The 20861-nt window shown below is 42.4% G+C and carries 26 protein-coding genes and 1 tRNA gene; 20 read left to right on the top strand and 7 right to left on the bottom strand.

Features of this window, described 5'->3' with window-relative positions; genetic code table 11:
- Positions 1-6 precede the first annotated feature (6 nt).
- Positions 7-945, bottom strand: coding sequence for a fatty acid desaturase family protein (locus FRE64_RS06540; RefSeq protein ID WP_222597870.1), 939 nt, complete (start codon positions 943-945; stop codon positions 7-9).
- 118 nt (positions 946-1063) lie between these two features.
- On the opposite strand from FRE64_RS06540, the gene glnT reads away from it, so the two are divergent.
- From glnT to FRE64_RS06500, 8 genes are all read left to right on the top strand, one after another.
- Entirely contained in the window at positions 1064-2374 is a 1311-nt protein-coding gene (gene glnT / locus FRE64_RS06535) for a type III glutamate--ammonia ligase (protein WP_146297298.1), read from the top strand.
- Positions 2375-2469: 95 nt separating this feature from the next.
- Positions 2470-2787: an urease subunit gamma gene (locus FRE64_RS06530; RefSeq protein WP_146295216.1), complete on the top strand. Its 318-nt coding sequence runs from the start codon at positions 2470-2472 to the stop codon at positions 2785-2787.
- A 5-nt stretch (positions 2788-2792) separates the two neighbouring features.
- A complete protein-coding gene (locus FRE64_RS17840; RefSeq protein ID WP_146295215.1) occupies positions 2793-3179 on the top strand; it encodes an urease subunit beta in 387 nt (128 codons plus the stop codon).
- 18 nt (positions 3180-3197) lie between these two features.
- Positions 3198-4904, top strand: coding sequence for an urease subunit alpha (gene ureC / locus FRE64_RS06520; protein ID WP_146295214.1), 1707 nt, complete (start codon positions 3198-3200; stop codon positions 4902-4904).
- A gap of 8 nt (positions 4905-4912) precedes the next feature.
- A complete protein-coding gene (gene ureG, locus FRE64_RS06515; RefSeq protein ID WP_146295213.1) occupies positions 4913-5545 on the top strand; it encodes an urease accessory protein UreG in 633 nt (210 codons plus the stop codon).
- Positions 5542-6381, top strand: coding sequence for an urease accessory protein UreD (locus FRE64_RS06510; protein WP_146295212.1), 840 nt, complete (start codon positions 5542-5544; stop codon positions 6379-6381). The genes ureG and FRE64_RS06510 overlap by 4 nt, the downstream gene beginning before the upstream one ends.
- Positions 6381-6875, top strand: a complete 495-nt coding sequence (locus tag FRE64_RS06505) for an urease accessory protein UreE (protein ID WP_146295211.1) — start codon at positions 6381-6383, stop codon at positions 6873-6875. Before FRE64_RS06510 ends, FRE64_RS06505 begins: the two co-directional genes overlap by 1 nt.
- 3 nt (positions 6876-6878) lie before the next feature.
- The gene (locus tag FRE64_RS06500; RefSeq protein WP_146295210.1) at positions 6879-7565 is read left to right on the top strand and encodes an urease accessory protein UreF; all 687 of its coding nucleotides are present in this window, start codon (positions 6879-6881) and stop codon (positions 7563-7565) included.
- 65 nt (positions 7566-7630) lie between these two features.
- Here FRE64_RS06500 and glyS read toward each other — a convergent pair whose 3' ends face one another.
- Entirely contained in the window at positions 7631-9781 is a 2151-nt protein-coding gene (gene glyS / locus FRE64_RS06495) for a glycine--tRNA ligase subunit beta (protein ID WP_146295209.1), read from the bottom strand.
- Positions 9782-9927: 146 nt separating this feature from the next.
- On the opposite strand from glyS, the gene FRE64_RS06490 reads away from it, so the two are divergent.
- Positions 9928-9999: transfer RNA gene (locus FRE64_RS06490), tRNA-Asn, on the top strand.
- Between the two features lie 144 nt (positions 10000-10143).
- Here FRE64_RS06490 and FRE64_RS06485 read toward each other — a convergent pair.
- Together FRE64_RS06485 and FRE64_RS06480 are read right to left on the bottom strand one after the other, a co-directional pair.
- On the bottom strand, positions 10144-10470 hold the full coding sequence (locus tag FRE64_RS06485) for a DUF2973 domain-containing protein (protein ID WP_146295208.1): 327 nt from the start codon (positions 10468-10470) through the stop codon (positions 10144-10146).
- Positions 10471-10586: 116 nt separating this feature from the next.
- Positions 10587-10910 (bottom strand): DUF2605 domain-containing protein, encoded by a 324-nt coding sequence (locus tag FRE64_RS06480; protein ID WP_146295207.1) that lies wholly within the window; start codon positions 10908-10910, stop codon positions 10587-10589.
- 199 nt (positions 10911-11109) lie between these two features.
- Between FRE64_RS06480 and FRE64_RS06475 the strand changes: the two genes are divergently transcribed.
- From FRE64_RS06475 to FRE64_RS06445, 6 genes are all read left to right on the top strand, one after another.
- Positions 11110-12279, top strand: coding sequence for a cysteine desulfurase family protein (locus FRE64_RS06475; RefSeq protein ID WP_146295206.1), 1170 nt, complete (start codon positions 11110-11112; stop codon positions 12277-12279).
- Positions 12280-12285: 6 nt separating this feature from the next.
- Positions 12286-13044 carry a DUF1995 family protein gene (locus tag FRE64_RS06470; RefSeq protein WP_222597869.1) on the top strand — a complete coding sequence of 253 codons (759 nt, stop codon included), beginning with the start codon at positions 12286-12288 and terminating at the stop codon, positions 13042-13044.
- Positions 13045-13054: 10 nt separating this feature from the next.
- Complete coding sequence (locus tag FRE64_RS06465; RefSeq protein ID WP_146295204.1) at positions 13055-13507, top strand: ABA4-like family protein; 453 nt, start codon at positions 13055-13057, stop codon at positions 13505-13507.
- 11 nt (positions 13508-13518) lie between these two features.
- Positions 13519-13935: a peptide chain release factor 1 gene (locus FRE64_RS06460; RefSeq protein ID WP_246140407.1), complete on the top strand. Its 417-nt coding sequence runs from the start codon at positions 13519-13521 to the stop codon at positions 13933-13935.
- A 386-nt stretch (positions 13936-14321) separates the two neighbouring features.
- Positions 14322-14504: a DUF6888 family protein gene (locus FRE64_RS06450; protein WP_146295203.1), complete on the top strand. Its 183-nt coding sequence runs from the start codon at positions 14322-14324 to the stop codon at positions 14502-14504.
- Entirely contained in the window at positions 14473-14694 is a 222-nt protein-coding gene (locus FRE64_RS06445; protein ID WP_146295202.1) for a DUF6887 family protein, read from the top strand. Before FRE64_RS06450 ends, FRE64_RS06445 begins: the two co-directional genes overlap by 32 nt.
- A gap of 120 nt (positions 14695-14814) precedes the next feature.
- Here FRE64_RS06445 and FRE64_RS06440 read toward each other — a convergent pair whose 3' ends face one another.
- Entirely contained in the window at positions 14815-16053 is a 1239-nt protein-coding gene (locus tag FRE64_RS06440) for an LL-diaminopimelate aminotransferase (protein WP_146295201.1), read from the bottom strand.
- A gap of 122 nt (positions 16054-16175) precedes the next feature.
- On the opposite strand from FRE64_RS06440, the gene ffh reads away from it, so the two are divergent.
- From ffh to FRE64_RS06425, 3 genes are read left to right on the top strand one after another with little or no spacing between them, the layout of a single operon-like run.
- The gene (ffh, locus tag FRE64_RS06435; protein WP_146295200.1) at positions 16176-17615 is read left to right on the top strand and encodes a signal recognition particle protein; all 1440 of its coding nucleotides are present in this window, start codon (positions 16176-16178) and stop codon (positions 17613-17615) included.
- Between the two features lie 59 nt (positions 17616-17674).
- Positions 17675-18304 (top strand): hypothetical protein, encoded by a 630-nt coding sequence (locus FRE64_RS06430; RefSeq protein ID WP_146295199.1) that lies wholly within the window; start codon positions 17675-17677, stop codon positions 18302-18304.
- A 56-nt stretch (positions 18305-18360) separates the two neighbouring features.
- Complete coding sequence (locus FRE64_RS06425) at positions 18361-18591, top strand: hypothetical protein (protein WP_146295198.1); 231 nt, start codon at positions 18361-18363, stop codon at positions 18589-18591.
- Positions 18592-18624: 33 nt separating this feature from the next.
- Here FRE64_RS06425 and FRE64_RS06420 read toward each other — a convergent pair whose 3' ends face one another.
- Together FRE64_RS06420 and FRE64_RS06415 are read right to left on the bottom strand one after the other, a co-directional pair.
- Positions 18625-19128 carry a GNAT family N-acetyltransferase gene (locus FRE64_RS06420; protein WP_146295197.1) on the bottom strand — a complete coding sequence of 168 codons (504 nt, stop codon included), beginning with the start codon at positions 19126-19128 and terminating at the stop codon, positions 18625-18627.
- 14 nt (positions 19129-19142) lie between these two features.
- A complete protein-coding gene (locus FRE64_RS06415; protein ID WP_146295196.1) occupies positions 19143-19634 on the bottom strand; it encodes a GNAT family N-acetyltransferase in 492 nt (163 codons plus the stop codon).
- Positions 19635-19741: 107 nt separating this feature from the next.
- Here FRE64_RS06415 and FRE64_RS06410 point away from each other — a divergent pair, with 107 nt between their 5' ends.
- Together FRE64_RS06410 and pdxH are read left to right on the top strand one after the other, a co-directional pair.
- Positions 19742-20173 carry an NUDIX hydrolase gene (locus FRE64_RS06410; RefSeq protein ID WP_146295195.1) on the top strand — a complete coding sequence of 144 codons (432 nt, stop codon included), beginning with the start codon at positions 19742-19744 and terminating at the stop codon, positions 20171-20173.
- A gap of 30 nt (positions 20174-20203) precedes the next feature.
- The gene (gene pdxH / locus FRE64_RS06405; RefSeq protein ID WP_146295194.1) at positions 20204-20848 is read left to right on the top strand and encodes a pyridoxamine 5'-phosphate oxidase; all 645 of its coding nucleotides are present in this window, start codon (positions 20204-20206) and stop codon (positions 20846-20848) included.
- The last annotated feature ends 13 nt before the right edge of the window (positions 20849-20861 follow it).

Genomic DNA, 20861 nt, shown 5'->3' with positions numbered 1-20861 from the left:
CGGTGATTAAAACTGTTGCACAAGATTTTGATTGACTTTCAGATAGCCGTTTTCAATTTGCTGGAAATAGGGGGCAAGTTGTTGATGGGCTTTGGGTAAGGCATGGAAAGGAAGAGACGGATATAAATGATGTTCACTATGATAGGGCATATTCCACATTAAAAGACGGATGGGAAAGACCGTTAATGTCGTGCGAGTATTGGTAAGAGGATTATCATCATAGGTGCAACCAGTATGTTCTGCTAGGAGGATAAAGCGGAGAATGGGTTGACCCACTGCTAACGGGAGTAACCAATATAGAAAGAAGGCTTCTGGGTGTCCTAACGCTGTTGTCAGCGCGATCGCGCTACCATAGACCAATATCTGTAACCGCGCCGAACGGATAATCGCTTCACGATTGTTTTCTTTAATAAAATAATAATTATCGAGTTGTCCCGTTATCAATTCCCAATAAGTTTGAAGTTTCCCCCACCACCAGGGCAAACCACTTAAATGTAAAAGATACTCACGCCAGTTACTTGGTTTTGCCTCGGCGAGTTCGGGATCTTTACCTGGAATTTGGGTGTAACGGTGATGCCACTTGTGATAAGGGCGGTAGTAGGTACTGTTATAAAGGGATAAAACGCCAGCCCACCAGGCAACAAGATCATTAAAACGTTGACTCGCAAAGGCTGTGCGATGGACACACTCATGAAGCGTGGCAAACATTGAAGCCAAACTAAAGCCGTAGATTACGAGAAACGGAACAGCTAGCCAACCTTCTAAAACCTGACTTCCCCAAAGATAGCCACTAACCCCCATAACCATTAAGTGCGCCATTAATTGCAAAATTCCTTTGACATTAGAGCGTTGATTAAGGCTTTTCAGAGTTTCTACAGGGAGTAGTTGTTGAGGCTTCAAATTTTGCTGTTGTGTTGATTGGCTTAACATAAAATCAATATCCATTTATTCACCGATTCTAGAGATAACGTAAAGGATTTCTTGTTGGAGTATCACACAACACATTTCCCCTCTCACTAGCGATAGATAATACAGGGCAAGGATGCAGTGGCTAACAAAAAAAATGACCCAAGAAACGCTATCTCAACTGGCAACGGAAAAAGGAATCCGCTATTTTTTAATTTCGTTTACCGATTTATTTGGGGTACAGCGATCTAAACTGGTTCCAGCCAGTAGTATTGATACCATGGCAGAAAGTGGGGCTGGCTTTGCTGGGTTTGCCGCTTGGTTAGACTTAACCCCAGCTGACCCTGATATTTTAGCAATTCCCGATCGCGATCGCCTTTTTCAGTTACCTTGGCAATCAGATATTGCATGGATGCCTGCCGATATTTATACCAGTGACGGTGATCCTTTATTACAAACTCCCCGATTAGTTTTAAAGCGAGTGCTTGCTGAGGCAAAAGCCCAAGGCTATCAAGTGAAAACGGGCGTAGAATGCGAATATTTCCTACTCACTTCCCAAGGGGATCAAATTGCCGATGGTTTCGATCAACAAAGTAAACCTTGTTATGATCAACAAGCCTTAATGCGTCGCTATGAGGTAATTCGAGAAATTTGTGATGGGATGCAAGTCCTTGGCTGGAATCCTTATCAAAATGATCATGAAGATGCCAATGGTCAATTTGAGATGAATTGGGATTATGCAGATGCTTTAACCACAGCCGATCGCCATACGTTTTTTAAGTATATGGTGAAATCTATTGCGGAAAAACATGGATTAAGGGCAACGTTTATGCCCAAGCCTTTTCAGCATCTGACAGGGAATGGTTGTCATGTTCATATATCAGTTTGGAATGATGACAACAAGAATCTATTTTGCGATCCGCAAGGGGAATTAGGGTTATCTAATCTGGCTTATCAGTTTATTGCAGGTATTCTTCATTCTTCCCAAGCCTTATGTGCCTTTAGTAATCCTACTATTAATTCTTATAAACGCATTAATGCCGCTGCCACCGCGTCTGGGGCAACTTGGTCACCCAATACCGCGAGTTATGGCGGGAACAATCGCACTCATGCCATTCGGATTCCCGATCGCGATCGCTTTGAACTTCGTATGGGAGATGGTTCTGCCAATCCCTATCTCTTACAAGCGGCGATGATTGCTGCTGGACTTGATGGGGCTAGCCAACAGCGCGATCCGGGTCCACGATTTGATAATAACAATTATACTGATCCCCTCCCCTTGGAAAAAGTGAAACAACTTCCAGGCAATTTACTCGATGCCCTACGCTATCTAGAAGCTGATCAAATTCTCATTCCCCGACTTGGGGAAGAATTTGTCGCGTCTTATCTAAAATTAAAACAACAAGAATGGCAACATTACCATCAAGAAATTACCCCTTGGGAGTTAACTCAAACGCTAGATTGTTAATAATGGTATTAAACGCTACAAACTGTTTAGCTAACGAAATGATAGGTTAAAAAGTCACTTCAAGATTAAATCCTGTCAAATTATTTTTTGAACTTATGTATCTCACGCCCAAAGAGCAAGAGCGATTAACCATTTTTACCGCTGCTGAAATTGCACGACGGCGAAAGGAAAAAGGTCTGAAATTGAATGTTCCTGAGGCGATTGCTTTTATTACGGATGTCATTATTGAAGGGGCAAGGGAAGATAAATCAGTGGCTCAGTTAATGTCAGAAGGGGCTACTTTATTGACAACAGAGGATGTTTTGCCCGGGGTTGCTCAATTAATTCCTATTATTCAAGTAGAAGCTCATTTTGCCGATGGAACTAAATTAGTCAGTATTGATAATCCGATTCGTCCTGTTTTTGAGGAGTAATATTAATGACAGAAAGCTCATTTCCCTTTGAATTTCCCGGTCAAATTGATTGTGTTGAAGGAGAAATTGAACTCAATAAAAATCGCGAAAGTTGTCAAATTAGAGTGGCTAACGAAGGAGATCGACCAATTCAAGTTGGGTCACATTATCACTTTTTTGAAGTTAATCGCGCCTTAAAATTTGACCGAAAAAAAGCTCTAGGATTTCGCCTTGATATTCCTGCTGGAACAGCGGTGAGATTTGAACCTGGCGACACGAAAGAAGTTACCTTAGTGGCTTTAGGGGGAGACAAAACAGTTATCGGATTGAACAATTTAGTGAATGGGAATTGCCAAGAAGAAATGGCGCGAAAACGAGCCCTAAAAAAGGCTGAAGAAAACGGATTTAACTAGCTTGAAGGAACAGAAAGGATGCGAATTAGTCGTGAGCGATATGCAGAGTTATTTGGTCCCACCACAGGAGATCGAATTCGGTTGGCAGATACCTCTTTAGTTGCTGAAGTAGAACAGGATTTCACCACTTATGGGGATGAATGTGTGTTTGGTGGAGGGAAAACTCTCAGAGATGGCTTAGGGTTAGCGGCTGGGGTAACGGCTGCCGAAGGGGCGCTGGACTTTGTAATTACGAATGTAACGGTAATGGATCCTGTACTGGGCATTATTAAGGGGGATATTGGAATCAAAAATGGAAAAATTGCAGGGATTGGCAAGGCTGGAAACCCCGGGATTATGGATGGGGTAGATCCCAACTTAATTGTCAGTGCCAATACAGATGTCCGCGCAGGAGAAGGATTAATTGCCACTGCTGGGGGGTTAGATGGTCACGTTCATTTTGATAGTGCTGGGTTATGTCCAGAGGCTCTATCCAGTGGCATTACGACGATGATAGGAGGGGGATTAGGTCCAGTTACTGTGGGAATTTGTTCTAGTGGCAGACGCAATTTAGAGATGATGTTGCGAGCGTCTGAAGACTTTCCCCTTAATTTTGGCTTTATTGGCAAAGGGAGTTCCAGTTTGCCGTCAAGTTTAGTAGAACAGATATTAGGAGGCGCGATCGGGCTAAAAATTCATGAAGACTGGGGGGCAATGCCAGCTACCATTGATCAATGCTTGCAAGTAGCTGATACTTATGATTTTCAGGTGCAATTGCATACAGATACCCTTAATGAATCAGGGTATGTGGAAGATACCTTAAGCGCGATCGCGGGACGTACCATTCATATGTATCATGCAGAAGGGGCAGGAGGCGGTCATGCTCCTGATATTATTAAAGTTGCTGGAGTTGCTAACTGTCTTCCTTCTTCGACTAATCCCACAAATCCCTATACAGTTAATACGTTTGATGAACATTTAGATATGGTGATGGTGTGTCATCATCTCAACCGTCGTATTCCTGAAGATGTTGCCTTTGCAGAATCTCGGATTCGTGCAGAAACTATTGCCGCTGAGGATATTCTTCATGATCTTGGCAGTATCACAATGATGGGATCCGATAGCCAAGGGATGGGGCGCATTGGCGAGGTTATTTGTCGCACATGGCAACTCGCTTCCAAAATGAAGGATCAACGGGGCCCCCTTCCCGAAGATAATGACCGCAATGATAACCAACGGATTCTGCGCTACCTAGCCAAATACACGATTAATCCTGCGATTACCTATGGGATTGCTGATCATGTCGGTTCATTAGAAACAGGGAAAATGGCAGACATTGTGCTTTGGCAACCTGGATTTTTTGGGATTAAGCCAGAAGTAATTATTAAAGGAGGCTTTATTGCATGGTCTGCGATGGGAGAATCGAATGCCTCATTAATGACTTGTGAGCCAATTTTATATCGACCACAATGGGGAAGCCATGGGACAGCCGCCGCTGCCACTTCAGCCTGTTTTGTGACACAATCGGCACTTGATTATGGGATTGCTGACCGCTTGGGCTTAAACAAAGCCTTCTTACCTGTGCAGAATACTCGTCAACTGAGTAAAGCAGACTTAAAGCATAATACAGCGTGTCCAGAAATTGAGGTAGATCCTGATACCTTCCAAGTGCGAGTGGATGGGGAAATTGCAACCTGTAATCCCGTTGATCGCGTTCCTTTAGGACGACTTTATATGTTCCGTTGAGGTAAAAAATGATGGAAAGCCCTTCTGTTGCTCGCTTAGGGATTGGTGGTCCAGTTGGCAGTGGAAAAACAGCCTTAATTGAAAATTTAGTGCCACGACTCCTAGACAAAGAGATTCAGTTAGCCATTGTCACCAATGATTTACTCACCCAACAAGATGCAGATCGATTAAAACGAGGGAGTTTATTACCTACAGAGCGCATTGTGGGGGTAGAAACTGGAAGTTGCCCTCATACGGCGATTCGTGAAGATCCTTCCATGAATTTACTCGCGATCGCTGATTTAGAACAACGCTTTCCAGACCTAGATTTAATTTTAGTGGAAAGTGGTGGCGATAATTTAGCCTCAACGTTTAGCTATGATTTGGTAGATGCCTATATTTTTGTCCTTGATGTGGGGGCCGGAGATGATATTCCTTCTAAGCGCGGCCCTGGCTTTACCCAAGCTGATTTGGTAGTAATTAACAAAATTGATTTAGCGCCATACGTGGGGGCAGATCTCAAGGTAATTCGAGAAGAAGCAACTGCCAATCGGCAAGGAAAACCTGTTATTTATACCAACTGTAAAACTGGGGAGGGCTTATCTTCTGTAATGGAATTTATTTTCCAAACCTTATTATTTGTTGATTCGGTTTCGTTATGACTCTACATTTACAGTTAAAAGTGGGTCAAGATGCTCAAGGTTATTCCCAAGCCATGCGAACTTATGCAACCTATCCATTTCGCTTGTCTCCCCCGCTGATGCTATCTTCTCAGGATCGACGCTGTCTTTATCTCTATCTCATGAATACTGCGCCAGGTTGGTTAGCTGGCGATGGCTGTTTTGGGGAAATTACCCTCGCAAAAAATAGCCATTTATTTCTTACAGATCAAGCGGCGACTAAAGTTCATACCATGCCTAACCTTGAAGAATCAGCACAATTAACCCATTGCGTCACGCTTGCGGAGGGGGCTTTTCTAGAATGGCTACCAGAACCCATTATCCTTTATCAAGATGCTTGTTTTCAGCAAAAATCGGAAATTACCATTGCTGACAACTCAGGATTTGCCATCAGTGAAATTCTTATCCCCGGACGGCTGGCGCGAGGAGAATCTTATCAATTTCGCCATTACAGTAATCAATTCATTGTGAAGAATCAACAGGGGAAATGTCTTTTTCAAGATTCAGGTCAACTGTTTGGCAAGAAAAATCCCTTGAGAAAGAGTCATCTTTTAACAGCATTGCCGATTATGGGAACACTTTATTTAGTCCCCCCGAAGGCAATCACGCTATCTGTCTTACAAGAGAAATTACAAATATTGGTAAAAGACTATGGCAAAGATTTGAAAGTAGGGGTTTCAACTCTACCCAACTGTGAAGGATTACTGATTCGTTTACTAGCCAGTCATGCTAGTGATAGTCTCCACTATATCAAGGAAGCGGTCAGTCTCTTTCGCCATTTTTTAGGATTACCAACGTTACCGGAGATACCCAAGTAATGTGGACAGCCCGTCATTATTTCGGCAATATTCAAGATCAGTCTGAGTTAAAGCATCAAATTCAGCAAGAAACTTATTTAGAGGTAGAAATTACCCCAGAAGAGAACCGTAAAGGGCGCATTTATACCCAAACGCGGCAAGGAAACCCCATAGGCATTATTAAAGAGCGATTTCAGTCTTTACGAGAGGGTGATATTTTCAAAACGGATCAGGGACATTGGTTATTAATTACGTTACAACGGGAAACGGTTATGGTTGTGCAATGGGATTCTCAGATTTCTTATCAACTTCAGGATTTTATTAATTTTGGTCACGTTTTAGGGAATCATCATTATCCCATTCAGATTCAAGAAAACTGCCTTTATATCAAACTGGTGACAGAACCAAAAATGATGGAAGCCCTAATTCACTCCTTGGGGATTCCTGGGTTAGAAATTCGTTATGAGGAATACCAAGCCGATACATTGACTTTTTACACTCATCATAGCCATTAAATCATGGTGCAATCTTCTCAACAGTTAGCTTTACTGCAATTAGCGGATTCTTTTTTTCCTTCGGGAACTTATACTCTTTCCCATGGGCTAGAAACCTTTGTACAAACAGGTGAAATTACCTCTAGCCAAGAATTAAGAGACATGATAGAACTGGCGTTATGGCAAAAGGTGGGAGCGAGTGAACTGGTTGCACTAATTCACACCCATCGCGCGAGTCAACAGGGAAACATCAGCGCGATCGCGCAAATAGAACAACACCTTTGGTCACAAACTTTGGTCACAACCACCCGAGATAGTCTCCTTCGCAGTGGTCGGGCTTTGTTAAGCGTTGCCACTCCTGTCTGGTTGGATTCCCAGTTAGAAGCTCTCTCATCAAGAGAAAGTCCCTGCTATGGCTTACATCCCATTATTTTTGCGGTGGTTAGTCGAGCTGCAAGGTTAGAGGAAAATGATGCTGCTTTAGCCTATCTTCATGGCTTTGTGACTGGAATAATGGGAGCTGCCATTCGATTAGGGATTTTAGGACATATTCAAGCTCAACAGTTGCGTTTAGAATTAGCTTCTACTATGGAACAAGTCTGGGAAGAAGCGGCGCAAAAAGAGTTAACGGAAATGGGGTCTTTTGCCCCCACTTTAGACATTGCCCAAATTAAACAGGCTAATCTCACGCAACGCTCTTTTGCCAATTAAGGGATTGATTTCACCTGTGGAGAGCAATCTGGGCTAGAATTTCCGAACTTGATTAGAAAATCACTCTAGTTTTTAACAATTTGTCCAAAGTCAGCTAAAACTCTGCCATGATTGCGTAAGACTCCTAATAAGTTTAAGCGATTTTGTTGAACAGCAGGATCTTTTGCCATAACTAAAACACTATCTTCTCCGTCAAAGAAGGCACTAACTGCAGGAGAAATTTGGGCTAATCCATCGACGAGTTGCTGATAATCCCGTTGTTGCTGACTTGCTTGAGTTTTAGGAAGTAAGTCGATTAATTGATTGTACAAGGTTTGCTCTGAGGTTTGTTCAAATAAATTGGGATCAATGACTGCTCTAGGATCAAGAGTAGCGGTGTCTAGGGTTCCTTTGGCTGCTAGTCGCGTAGAACGATTCACCGTTTCATAAATGGCATCTAGAACTTGATTTTCCCGAATTAGTTTTAAAAAGTGGGCGCGGGCTTCTACATCTAGAACTGCAGTTAAGGCTCGTTGACGATATTCTTCGTCATTATCTCCTAGTACAGCATTGATCAAATCATAATCAATATTTTTCTCTCCTAAGAGAACACGTATCCGTTGTAAAAAGAAATCTTGCAGTTGGGAAAACAAATTGGCAGTATGTTCGCTTTCTCCAAAGGTTACAATAAAGTCCTCCACTCCTTGGCTTAAGAGTTGTTGCAGGTTGAGAGAAAGATGATTTTCCCACATAATTCTAATAATGCCATTGGCAGCCCGACGCAGAGCAAAAGGATCAGATGAGCCGGTAGGAAGCATTCCTAAGCCAAAAATGCTAACTAAGGTGTCAGCGCGATCGCTGATGGCAACCACTTGAGCAATAATGTTTTCAGGGAGATCATCATCGGCTCCTTTTGGGAGATAATGTTGAGAAATTGCAGTTGCTACGGCTTCAGTTTCACCACTAGCACGGGCATATTTTTCGCCCATAATCCCCTGTAATTCAGGAAATTCATCCACCATTTGCGTCACTAAATCAGCTTTACACAGTTGCACAGCGCGTTGAATTTGCTTGCTTTCTCCCTCGGAAATTCCTAATTGTTCACCAATCCAGTGAGCATATTTATGAATGCGTTGAACCTTGTCCCCAATTGAGCCTAATTTCTCTTGAAAAGTAACCTGATCTAAGTCTGGAACATAATCGGCTAATGGCTTACTTAAGTCAGCATTATAGAAAAATTGACCATCAGCTAACCGTGCCCGAATCACCCGTTCATTACCCCGAATAATTAAATCAGCTTTTTTGGGATCCCCATTGGCTGCAGTAATAAAATAAGGTAAAAGAGTGGTCGCATTTTCATCTTTCCAAATCGGGAAGTAACGCTGATGGCTACTCATTTCGGTAGTAATCACTTCTGGCGGTAAATTGAGAAATTCCTGATCAAAATTGCCTGTAACCACAAAGGGAAATTCGACTAGGTGGGTTACTTCTGCTAATAATTCCTCATCAATCAGTGCATAACCGCCTTTCGTTTTTGCCTCCACTTGCACTTGTTCAGCGATCGCGCTTTTTCTTTCTTCAGGATCAACAGTAATTTGAGCTTGTCTTAGGGTTTCCACATAGGCTTCAGGATGGGAAATTTCAATTTGGTAGGGGGATAAGACACGATGCCCCCAAGCATACCGATCCGCAGCAATAGTTTCTGAGCCATTTTCCAGCGTTATAGGTAAAACTTCCTCATCTAAAAGGGCAACTAGCCAACGAATTGGGCGTGCAAATCTTAAATTGCCATCCCCCCAGCGCATAAATCGTTTCCCCTCTAATCCTAAAATCCATTCTGGGGTCAATTCCTGCAAAATCTCAGCAGTAGAACGACCGATTAGATTTTTTTTGAGGAAAACAAAGTCTCCCTTGTCAGTGGGGCGAATTTCAAGGTCTTCGACAGTAACCCCTTGTTTTTTGGCAAAACCTTGGGCTGCCTTAGTGGGTTCACCATCTTTGAAAGCCATTTGTGCTGGTGGACCTTTAATTTCCTCTTCTCGATCCGCTTGTTTGGGTGGTAATCCTGTAATTACCATGGCTAAACGACGCGGCGTACCATAAACCTTAACCGTTTCTGGGGTTAAAAATTGTTCTTGTAGCGTAGTCGGAATCCGAGTTTGCCACTGCGCGATCGCGCTTTCTACAAAATCTGCAGGGAGTTCTTCTGTACCAACTTCTAACAGGTAACTGACCATAATCTAGGAGAGCCGTCCAAAAATCCGTTCTCACAGTTTATCAAGTTCTGGAAAGTCTCGGGGAAAATTTTTTACCAAATTACTTGCCAAGATCATTCTCCTATGTATATAATTAGTTACTGTTGTCGAAAAGGCAACTCACTTAATCCTCAGTAGCTCAGCGGTAGAGCGGTCGGCTGTTAACCGATTAGTCGCAGGTTCGAATCCTGCCTGGGGAGTTTTAATTTAAAGCTAAAAAAGGGCTTGCTCTGCTCAACCTCAAGGATAGCTAAGGCGCAAGCTCTAATTTTATTCTGATCCAGATGGAAAAACCAGCTACTCTCTAAGAAACTTGTAGCTGGGTCAGAGCTAACAGAAGAATGTTATCCTTTGCTTTCATCGGAAGTATTGCCAGGGGAGTCATTATATAAGGCATCTAGTCTTTCTCGCTCATCATCCACATTCACAGAACGCATGACTAACAAAGGTTCATTAACAGGTTTCCCTTGGTCGTCTAACAACTCAGGGTGGGGAGTAGTTGATGAGGGAGTATAGCGACGATTGGAAGGATTGCCTCGATTTCCATCGGTATTCCAGTTGTTGCCTATTTTTTGGGATTCAAAGCCAACATTAATTAGGCTACGGATTAAGTTACTGACGGCAAAAAAAGCGATGACCGTAAAAGCAATAATGTAGAGTAGGTGCAACATAGTTTCCTCGAAATGACTGAAGTTCTAGAAATTTACTAAATGAATAAGCAACACAAAAAAGTTTGAGTGAACTAGGCAGTTTAGAATTTTGTTATTAATTCATATTCTAACCTGTATCAGCTATTCTCTGATCCGGATTGGTATTGTCGATTTCGTTGGGCTACCTGCCAGCATTCTGTCACTAACTGGTGCCAGGGCGCGATCGTCGACATTTCTAACCCAATCGTACCGTCAGTAGCTTGAAATAAACTTTGGCTTGCTGTTACTTCCTGTTGGGCAGACTTAACGCGCTCTAATAAATCTGCTTGTTCTTGGGGAGATAAAACAGCCACATCTTGAGATTCAAGAATCTCGCGGGAATGGGAAAACCAATATTGAAAGTCATCCAATAACGGCGCTAAAACTGCTTTTAATAATTGTTGTTCTGATTCGGAAGCCATAAGAATGTCGGAAGTTATTTAACCAACGGTCAGAGCAGGCTCTTTTCTTTTAGAAAGGTGTAACCTCTGACTGACTTTATTATTAATGTTAACGCTCTTTACAAAAGTTAAAATCTAACGAAAGAGTGAAGGCAATAGGTAGCAGCTTTAACATAGAAAATAAACTGGCACGATTGATCAATCATTTTTAATATCCCTTATGCAGATTTATCTCGACCACAGCGCAACCACTCCCCCCCATCCTGATGTCATAGCAAAAGTCCAAGCTGTTTTAAGCGAACAATGGGGCAATCCCTCTAGTCTTCATGCTTGGGGAGAACGTTCTGCTATGGAGTTAGAAATGGCGCGTGTGGAAACTGCCCAGTTAATTAAGGCCCCAAAGCCTGAGAATATTATTTTCACCTCAGGGGGAACAGAAGCGGATAATTTAGCCTTATTGGGGGTAGCGGAACAATATGCCTCTCCCCAACATCTGATTATTTCCAGTGTGGAACATTCAGCAATTGCTAAAACTGCCCAACGCTTAGAGTCTTGGGGATGGGAAGTGACTTGTCTTCCAGTGAATGAAAAAGGGCGCGTTCATCCGTGGGATTTAGAACAAGCGATTCAACCGAATACAGTTCTAATTTCTATTATTTATGGGCAAAGTGAGGTGGGAACTTTACAGCCGATTCCTGAGTTAGCCAAAATTGCTCGCTCTCAGGGCATTTTATTTCATACTGATGCGGTGCAAGTGGCTGGCAGATTACCGATTGATGTGCAACAGCTAGATGTGGATTTACTGTCTTTGTCTGGACATAAAATGTATGGGGTACAGGGGGCTGGCGCTTTATATGTGCGAGAGGGATTAGAAATTCAGCCTTGGCTAATTGGGGGAGGGCAAGAACGAGGATTGCGATCTGGAACACAAGCGGTTAGCGCGATCGCGGCTTTAGGGGTGGCAGCCAAACTTGCCCGTTTAGAAATGCCTCAAGAAACTCCCCGTTTAGAAGGGTTACGGGAACAATTATTTGATTTATTAGCCGATTGTCCTTATGTGATTCCCACTGGCGATCGCGCTCATCGTCTGCCCCATCATGTCAGCTTGATCGTTGATTCGCCTCTGGAAAATATTACTGGAAAAACCTTAGTTAGACAACTGAATTTAGCAGGAATTGGGGTTAGTGCTGGATCAGCTTGTAATAGTGGTAAACTGAAACCAAGTCCCGTTTTATTGGCAATGGGCTATTCCGAAAAAAGAGCGTTATCAGGGTTACGATTAACCTTAGGGCGTAGTACCACTGCCGAAGATATTGAATGGACAGCAATGGTTTTCAAACAAGTGTTACAACGGTTAAGACAAGAATCAAGTTTGGTTTTAGCACAATAAGGAATTATGGAGTTTCCAACCACATTAGAAAGCGCGATCGCGCAATCCAAACAAGCCACCCTTACCGCCCTTGAAGCAGGAGAAACCCGCTTACAAGTGGAATTAAAAATTCCTGAAATTGCCCTGCAAGGAGAAGTCATTGCGAAACAATTTGCTGACTTATTTGCTGATGACTATGGCGCAGGCTTAAAAGTCTTATTTCCTGATACGGGGGCAGCCGCTTTAGCCAGACGCAACTGGGAAGATATTCCATTTTACGTCAATGATTTAGGGAGTCGTAACACACCAATTGAGAACAAAATATCAGAGGAAGATCAGCTTTTCTTAATTATTTCTCCTTCGGCGGTAGAAGTACAAAAAGTAGAAAAACTCTGTAACTTAGCAGGAGATCGACCCGTTATTTTATTAATTCCACAATTAGAAGATGTGGCAACAGTTGGCATTGGTTATGCCGCGCGACAACTCAGAGAACGCTTTTTAAGTACCATTACCACTTGCTATTATTTACAGCCTCTAGAAGATGCAGCAATCTTGAGACATTATCCGTCTGGCTGGCAAATTTGGCTTGAAAAAGCAGAAAATCAATATGAATTTTTCTGTGAAGAACCTGAAAAGCCAGTTGGAGATGATTTAGATCGCTTGCTAAGAAAAGCTGCGGGAGAAGATGTTTCCGCAGAAGAGGAAGCTGTTTTTGCGAATAAATCCTCACAAAAGCAAGGAATTTTTAGTAATTTACAACGTTTCTTAAAAGCACTCAGTCAGTAAAATAATTACCATGAATATTAGCTTAGTTTTTGATATCGCTAACCTCTTTGTCTTACCCTTTTGGGCTTTAATGATTTTCCTTCCGAATTGGGGCGTAACCAAAAAAGTTATGTCCTCTTTTATCCCCTTTATTATCTTAGTTGGGTTTTATATTTTCTTTTTTGCCAATACCTTAAGTGGAGAATCAGCCCAAGCCTTGTCAAACCCAGACTTGCCCACAATTGCCAAGTTCTTCTCTGAAGAAAATGCTGCTGCAACAGGTTGGGCTCACTTTTTAGTGATGGATTTATTTGTTGGACGTTGGGTATATTGGCAAGGACAAGAAAAGGGAATCTTTACTGTTCATTCCATTATTTTATGTTTATTTGCTGGGCCAGTAGGACTCCTTTCTCATATTATTACCAGTAATATTACTGAACGATTTTTGAAGACAACTGAAACCACTGAAGCCACCTCTAGCTAGGTAAAAGTCTGATGATGAATGACCCCATCCGTCGCTTAAAGTCTCAACCTTGGAAACCGCTTTTTGGAGTTGCTTTTGCTACTGTTATTGCTGTTTCTGTCCTTGACTTTTTATTAATTTTTCTAATTTCCAATGTTGCTGCCATACAAGACAGTATTCGCTTACTTTTATCCCCACCATTGGGCATTTTAATTCCTCTAGCCGTTGCAGCAGGAGTGGGGGCATTAGGGGTTTCTATTTGTGATTACTATCGCTCAAAAATATTCCTCAATGCAGGGAGTTTATGGGCGTTAGTGCTTTGCTTGATGATTGCTTTAGGCGTTAATGCTTTAATTCCCTTTCCCAGTTTTTTACTACGGTTCTCTTATCCGATTTTTATTGGCGTAATCATTGGAGTTTTTTGGCGAGGTCGCCCTTATTGGCGTTAAGAACTTTTTAATTGTATCGCGCCATGCAAATATTGAACTGACGATTGCTAATGCAGTTCCCGTCAAGTTAGCGAAATATATTGCTTCTGCACTTAAACAATATATGGAGGGGAATACTACACAATATAAACAAATGTCTTTATTTTCTATGACTGCTTTTTAACGTGATCGCGCTTTCAACTAATTTGTTTTGCCCAGATTTTCGAGTTAAGCGACTTGTTACGTGCAGAATCTCTTTTTCTTTCGCATCAAGTTAAATTTGACTCATGAATTACATCCTAGGTATTGCTTAGTCGCCTTTCTAGTGGGAATTACAGTTTTTAAGAAGATTTCATCATCACTTTGCTAGTAAGATATGTAAGCTACATTATAGGAGAATCAAACACTTGCCAACAGTTGAACAAGCACTACGCTGTTTTCAGCTTTGCCAAAACCTCACCGATATGTATCTTCCTATAGATATGCTTCGCTTAGATATGAGAACGGGATCTTGTGTCATTATTGCAGGAAATGAAGTTTTAATCGAGGTTTACCCCAATGGAAACTGGAGATTTATCTATGAACTCTGAATTTCAAACGATGACCATAAAAGAACTTAAAAAATACGTATTAGAGAACCGAAATGATCATGCTGCTTTTCAGGCTTTAATGGAGCGTGTAGATGAACAACCTGAGAGACAAGCTTATGGTGAAGTAGATTCTGTACAATTTTTTGAACTGGTACAGGAGTATCGTCGTTCTAAGTCAGATGATAAGTAGTAGTTTTATAGCGCTTCTTAATCTGTTGAGGTAGAAACTTAGTCATTGGTTATTGGTTTACAAATAACAAAGGACAGAGGACGAATCCAAAAAATCCCCCATTTTGGGGGAAATAGAAAATTAAACTTTTAAGTTCTCAGTAATGCGTTTCATTGCTTCATTGACATTTTCACGGCTGTTAAAAGCAGAAATGCGGAAATAGCCTTCTCCTGCTGCTCCAAAACCAGAACCAGGAGTTCCCACGATATTAGCAGCATTAAGCAATTTATCGAATAAATCCCAACTCGAAAGCCCTTCTGGTGCTTGCACCCAAATATAGGGCGCATGAATGCCACCATAAACAGTTAATCCGGCTGCGGTGAGTTTTTCCCGAATAATTTTGGCATTTTCGAGATAGAAGTTAACAAGGGCTTTCACTTCTGCTTGTCCTTGTTCTGAATAAACTGCCTCAGCACCGCGTTGTACAATGTAGGAAACGCCATTAAATTTGGTGGAGTGGCGACGATTCCACAGTTGCCACAGTTGCACCTCAGAGCCATCAGAAGCCTTAGCGGTAAGGGTTTTAGGGATAACGGTTAAAGCACACCGTGTTCCTGTGAAACCAGCATTTTTTGAGAAAGAGCGAAACTCGATCGCGCAATCTTTTGCCCCTTCCACTTCATAAATGGAATGAGGGAGACTGTCATCCGTAATATAGGCTTCGTAAGCCGCATCAAATAAAATCAGAGCATCCACAGATTTAGCATAATTAACCCACTCTTGTAGATGTTCCTTAGTGGCTACCGCACCAGTGGGGTTATTGGGAAAACAGAGATAGATTAAATCTACTTTCTGATCGGTGGGCACTTTGGCAGTAAAGTTATTATCAGCAGTGATGGGAATATACAGTAATCCCTCATATTTTCCCTCATCATTGGCTGGCCCCGTGTGTCCTGCCATGACATTGGTATCCACATAAACAGGATAAACTGGATCAGTAACCGCGATCGCGTTATCATCCCCTAAAATATCTAAGATATTCCCTGTGTCGCACTTAGAGCCATCGGAAATAAAAATCTCAGAGGCATCAATGTCACAACCACGGCGTTGGTAATCATGGGAAGCAATCTTCTCTCGTAGCCAAGGATATCCTTGTTCGGGGCCATATCCTTTAAAGGTAGCGCGATCGCGCATTTCATCCACCGCCTTCGCCATGGCATCACAGCAAGCCTGCGGTAACGGTTCTGTCACATCCCCAATTCCCAACTTAATAATATCGGCATCAGGGTTATTTTCTGCAAACGTATTCACCCGTCGCGCAATTTCAGGAAAAAGATAGCCTGCTTTCAGTTTGAGATAATTTTCGTTAATTTTGACCATAGAGATAATTTCAGATTAATTCCACAACCTAGCAACTCCCCAGTTTATCTCATCACTAAGCCCCTCTCCTTGCTAAATTAGAGAAAGACTTTATACTGAAACTCTTATAAGATCGAAAAGCTATGTTTGATGCCCTCTCAGAAAGTTTAGAATCAGCTTGGAAAAAACTGCGCGGTCAAGATAAAATTACCGCCAACAACATTAAACCTGCCCTACAAGAAGTCCGTCGTTCCCTCCTCTCAGCAGATGTTAACTTACAAGTTGTCAAAAACTTTATTGCCGACGTAGAAAAAGCTGCTCAAGGGGCAGACGTAATTTCTGGCGTACGTCCTGACCAGCAATTCATCAAAATTGTCAACGATGAACTGGTCAAGGTGATGGGAGAAAGCAATGTTCCCCTTGCCGAAGCCGATACCCCACCCACAATTATTCTGATGGCAGGGTTACAAGGAACAGGGAAAACCACTGCCACTGCAAAACTTGCCCTGCATCTGCGTAAACAAGAGCGCAGTGCCTTAATGGTAGGAACAGACGTATATCGCCCGGCTGCCATTGACCAATTAAAAACCCTTGGCGAACAAATAGAAGTTCCTGTGTTTGAAATGGGAACAGAAGCCAACCCCGTAGAAGTAGCCCAAAAAGGCATCGAGAAAGCACAAGCAGAAGGGATTAATACCGTCATCATTGACACCGCCGGACGCTTGCAAATTGACCAAGACATGATGGAGGAACTGATTAGCATTAAAAATGCTGTTTCTCCCCATGAAGTCTTGTTAGTCGTGGATGCGATGACAGGACAAGAAGCGGCCAGTCTCACCGCAACCTTCCATGAACAAGTTGGAGTTACTGGGGCAATTCTAACCAAACTTGATGGCGATACCCGTGGTGGGGCTGCCTTATCCGTGCGCCAAGTTTCTGGACAACCCATTAAATTTATCGGGGTAGGAGAAAAAGTAGAAGCCCTACAACCCTTTTATCCTGAAAGAATGGCATCTCGTATCCTTGGCATGGGCGATGTGGTTTCTCTGGTCGAAAAAGCCCAAGAAGAAATCGACATGGCAGATGCCGAAGCAATGCAGGCAAAAATGATGGAAGCGCGATTTGACTTTAACGACTTCCTGAAACAAATGCGCCTGCTAAAAAATATGGGATCATTCGGTAGCGTGATGAAAATGATTCCGGGGATGAATAAACTCAGTGGGTCAGATTTAGAGAAAGGAGAAAGTCAACTCAAACGCACTGAGGCGATGATTAACTCCATGACCAAAGAAGAACGGGAACAGCCAGAATTATTAGCGAAATCTCCCAGTCGTCGTCGTCGTGTTGGCAAAGGCTCAGGACATGAACAAAAAGATGTGGAAAAATTAGTCAGCGACTTTACTAAAATGCGTTCCATGATGCAACAAATGGGACAAGGGAATATGGAGATGCCTGGCATGGGCGGACTCGGTGGAATGTTTGGCGGTGGCGGCGGTCAAACCCAACCTGGTTTCCGTCAACCTGCCGGTACGGGCAAGAAGAAGAAAAAGAAGAAGAAAAAGAAAGGCTTTGGGGAGTTGTAATTCCTAATTAGTAAAATAACCCTTAATGAAATGTATGGCAGTTAGGAATCAGTATGGCTATGAAAGAACAAGCTGAAAAGTTCATTGAAAACAGTCGCCCTGCAATTGAACACCTTTTCGATGCACTAGGTGCGTATGAGGAAGTTTTAAAAAGGGCTGAGGCTACTGTTGAGGAAGTCGAAAACTCCAAACAGTTCTTTTCTGATCTATTTATGTATCGTGATCAGTGGTCTCCCAATGCCAATCATAACTATGCACAGTACAGAACGCGCATGGAAGCGCTAGAAAAGCAGAGAGCCGAGGCTCAAGAAAATAAGGTGGAAAAAATAGAAAGGGCACTTTTCAATATGGGGTCAACTATCGAATCAATGTCTAGCCTGGCGGGTGCGGTCTTACAGATTGCGAAACAGGCGCTGTCCATACGTTACGCAGGAAAACCAGATCTTCCGTACGCTAGATCGGTGGGGACACAGAATATTGTGGACGTGGTCTGGGAGGGTCGCAATCATGCCATGCATTGGGATGAGGGGGCTCCGAGAGAACAGGTGAGAAATATGCTTGATGCATTGGAAACTGATCTAGGAATCACGGTTGAAGTTGGCAAGAACAATTGTTTATCGATACTGGACGCATTAGAATGGAATATGCCGGAAGCTGTTATATCAGATATTAAGAAGCTGATTCAATGAATGCCTAATAATTCCCTGAACTCGGAGGGATTTTTCGTTCATTACGCTCACTACAAATGACATCACAAGAATTACAAAACTTACAAAAGCAAGCACTACAACTTTCAAATGGTGATCGCTGGCAGTTGGTACAAGTTCTTTTAGACTCTCTGAAACGGGAAGCAAACCTCAAGCCCAAGCGGAGAAATCTATCGCATTTGCGAGGTATTGCCAAAATTTCGGTAGCTACAGGCGAAAGCAATGCCCAAGCGGATTATGTCACCTATCTGACTGAGAAGTATCAGTGATGCGAGTATCGCAGCAACAATAATAACTAACATTTACTGAGATGAAGCAGTGAGATCTTTTTGCACCCAAATTACGCCTTCCCACTGTTGTTTCATCTTTGCCACTTCTGGAAGATAAGCAACCCTTTGAAATCCTAAGCCTATTGCCGCCTCAAAACTAGATTGATTTTTTTCTAAAATAAGAGCGACTAAAGCCCGAAAGCCCAACTTTTTAGCAGTTTTCATAAGATGAATCAATAGTCGCCCTCCGACAATTCCCCTTCTCTGGGCTTGGTCAACATAGATAGCAACCTCAGCAATAGAGCGATAAGATGGTCGAATCGAAAAAGGACTCAGTGCCGAATATCCAATGACTTCTCCCAATTGATTTTCCCAGACAAAGACAGGATAGGGAGGTTGATGTTGCTTTAACCAATCTATGCGACTCTCTGCAGAAACAGGTTTAAGATCACAAGTGGCATAGCTCCCATCGGTAATGGCTTGATTATAAATTCTAGCAATGGCTACAGCATCAGACGGATCAGCAGCACGAATCATAAGCTCCTCACTCTTTAAATACAGTAAAGTTGAAATAACATGACATCTCGCCACCCCTGTTCTATTGGCACTACTCCCTCTAAGCGACCTCGCTCTACAAAGCCTAACCGTTTAGCCCAATTTAAACGATAAACTGGTTGAGGAAACAGTAATAACATCGCAGAATGAAATCCCAGTGTTCTAGCTCTCGTTAACCCTAGTTTTGCGAGTTGATTACCAATTCCCTGACTGCGAGCAGATAGCGTGACATAAACTGATAATTCTACTGTTGGAGAATAGGCTTCACGCTCATGGAAAGGGGTAAGCGCCATCCAACCCTTGATTTCAGCTTTTTCCCTATACACATAAGCCTCATACTCAGGCTTGTTATTCAGTAGCCAACTCTGACATTGCTGAATCGTTTTTGGTTCAAGGGCTTGGGTGGTTTCCCCAGCTTTAATTGCTTCGTTAAAAATCGCCGTCACTGTAGCGAGGTCATTAAGACCCATGGGTTCCATAGAAGCCATTGATTTCAGGGTTTTCTTGCTTTACCATAAGGAAATTATTTGTCAATTTAAACTGTATTCCGCTTTAAGTATAGTTTTGGGCGATTAAAGGCACTATTTTAATCATTATGCACGATCCTAATGAAATTCGTTTTTTGGTACTCGGTTTAATTAAAGATCACAATAATCGGGTTTTTCTCTCAGAAGGTTACGACAAAATCAAACAAGAATATTTTTATCGCGCTTTAGGAGGAGGCGTTGACTTTGGTGAAAGTAGCTTAAAAGCTCTCAAACGAGAATTTCAAGAAGAGTTAAATGCTGAGTTAGTTAATATTCAATATGTCACTTGTTTAGAAAGCATTTTTTCTTTTAATGGTCAACCTGGCCATGAAGTGATCCAAGTTTATCAATGTGATTTTGCTAATCCAAACTTTTATCAATTAGAAGAAATTACTTTTAATGAGGGAGAACGCAAAAAAATAGCACGTTGGGTTGATTTAGAAAAATGTCGCTCCAGACAAGTCAGAGTTGTGCCTGAGCCTATTCTAGAATATATGTAATGGGGAATGAATTTAAGCACGAATTAATCTATGACTTCTCATGTTGCTAACTTACGTCGAAATTATAGTCGCGCTGGCTTAAGTAAAAGTGAAACTGATCCCAATCCTTTAATTCAGTTTCAAACTTGGTTTGATCAAGCCCTTGATGCTGACTTACCTGAACCCAATGCTATGACGTTGGCTACGGCTGATTCTGAGGGAAAACCGTCAGCGCGTATTGTGTTACTCAAAGGGGTGGATGAGACAGGCTTTGTGTTTTATACCAATTATAAAAGTCGCAAAGGAGAGCAATTAGCTGAGAATCCTAGCGCGGCGTTAGTGTTTTGGTGGGCGGAACTAGAACGTCAAGTTCGCATTGAAGGATCTGTTGAAAAGGTATCGGAAGCGGAATCAGAAGAATACTTTGCCAGTCGTCCTTTTGGTTCTCAATTAGGGGCGTGGGCTTCTCCTCAAAGTCGGGTAATTGAATCTCGTCGCGTGTTAGAAGAAAAAAGTTGGGAATTAGAACAGAAGTATCACAATAAAGCTATTCCCAAGCCCCCTCATTGGGGAGGTTATCGTCTCATTCCTACAGAAATTGAATTTTGGCAGGGTCGTCCGAATCGGCTACATGATCGAATTCGCTACAATCAGCAGTCTGATGGCAATTGGTTGCGAGAACGGTTAGCGCCTTAATGTGGTACAAATG

It is taken from the genome of Euhalothece natronophila Z-M001 (assembly GCF_007904085.1).
GTDB lineage: Bacteria > Cyanobacteriota > Cyanobacteriia > Cyanobacteriales > Rubidibacteraceae > Halothece > Halothece natronophila.
The sequence above is the reverse complement of the archived record's forward strand: the minus strand, read 5'-3'. Positions and strand labels throughout refer to the sequence as shown.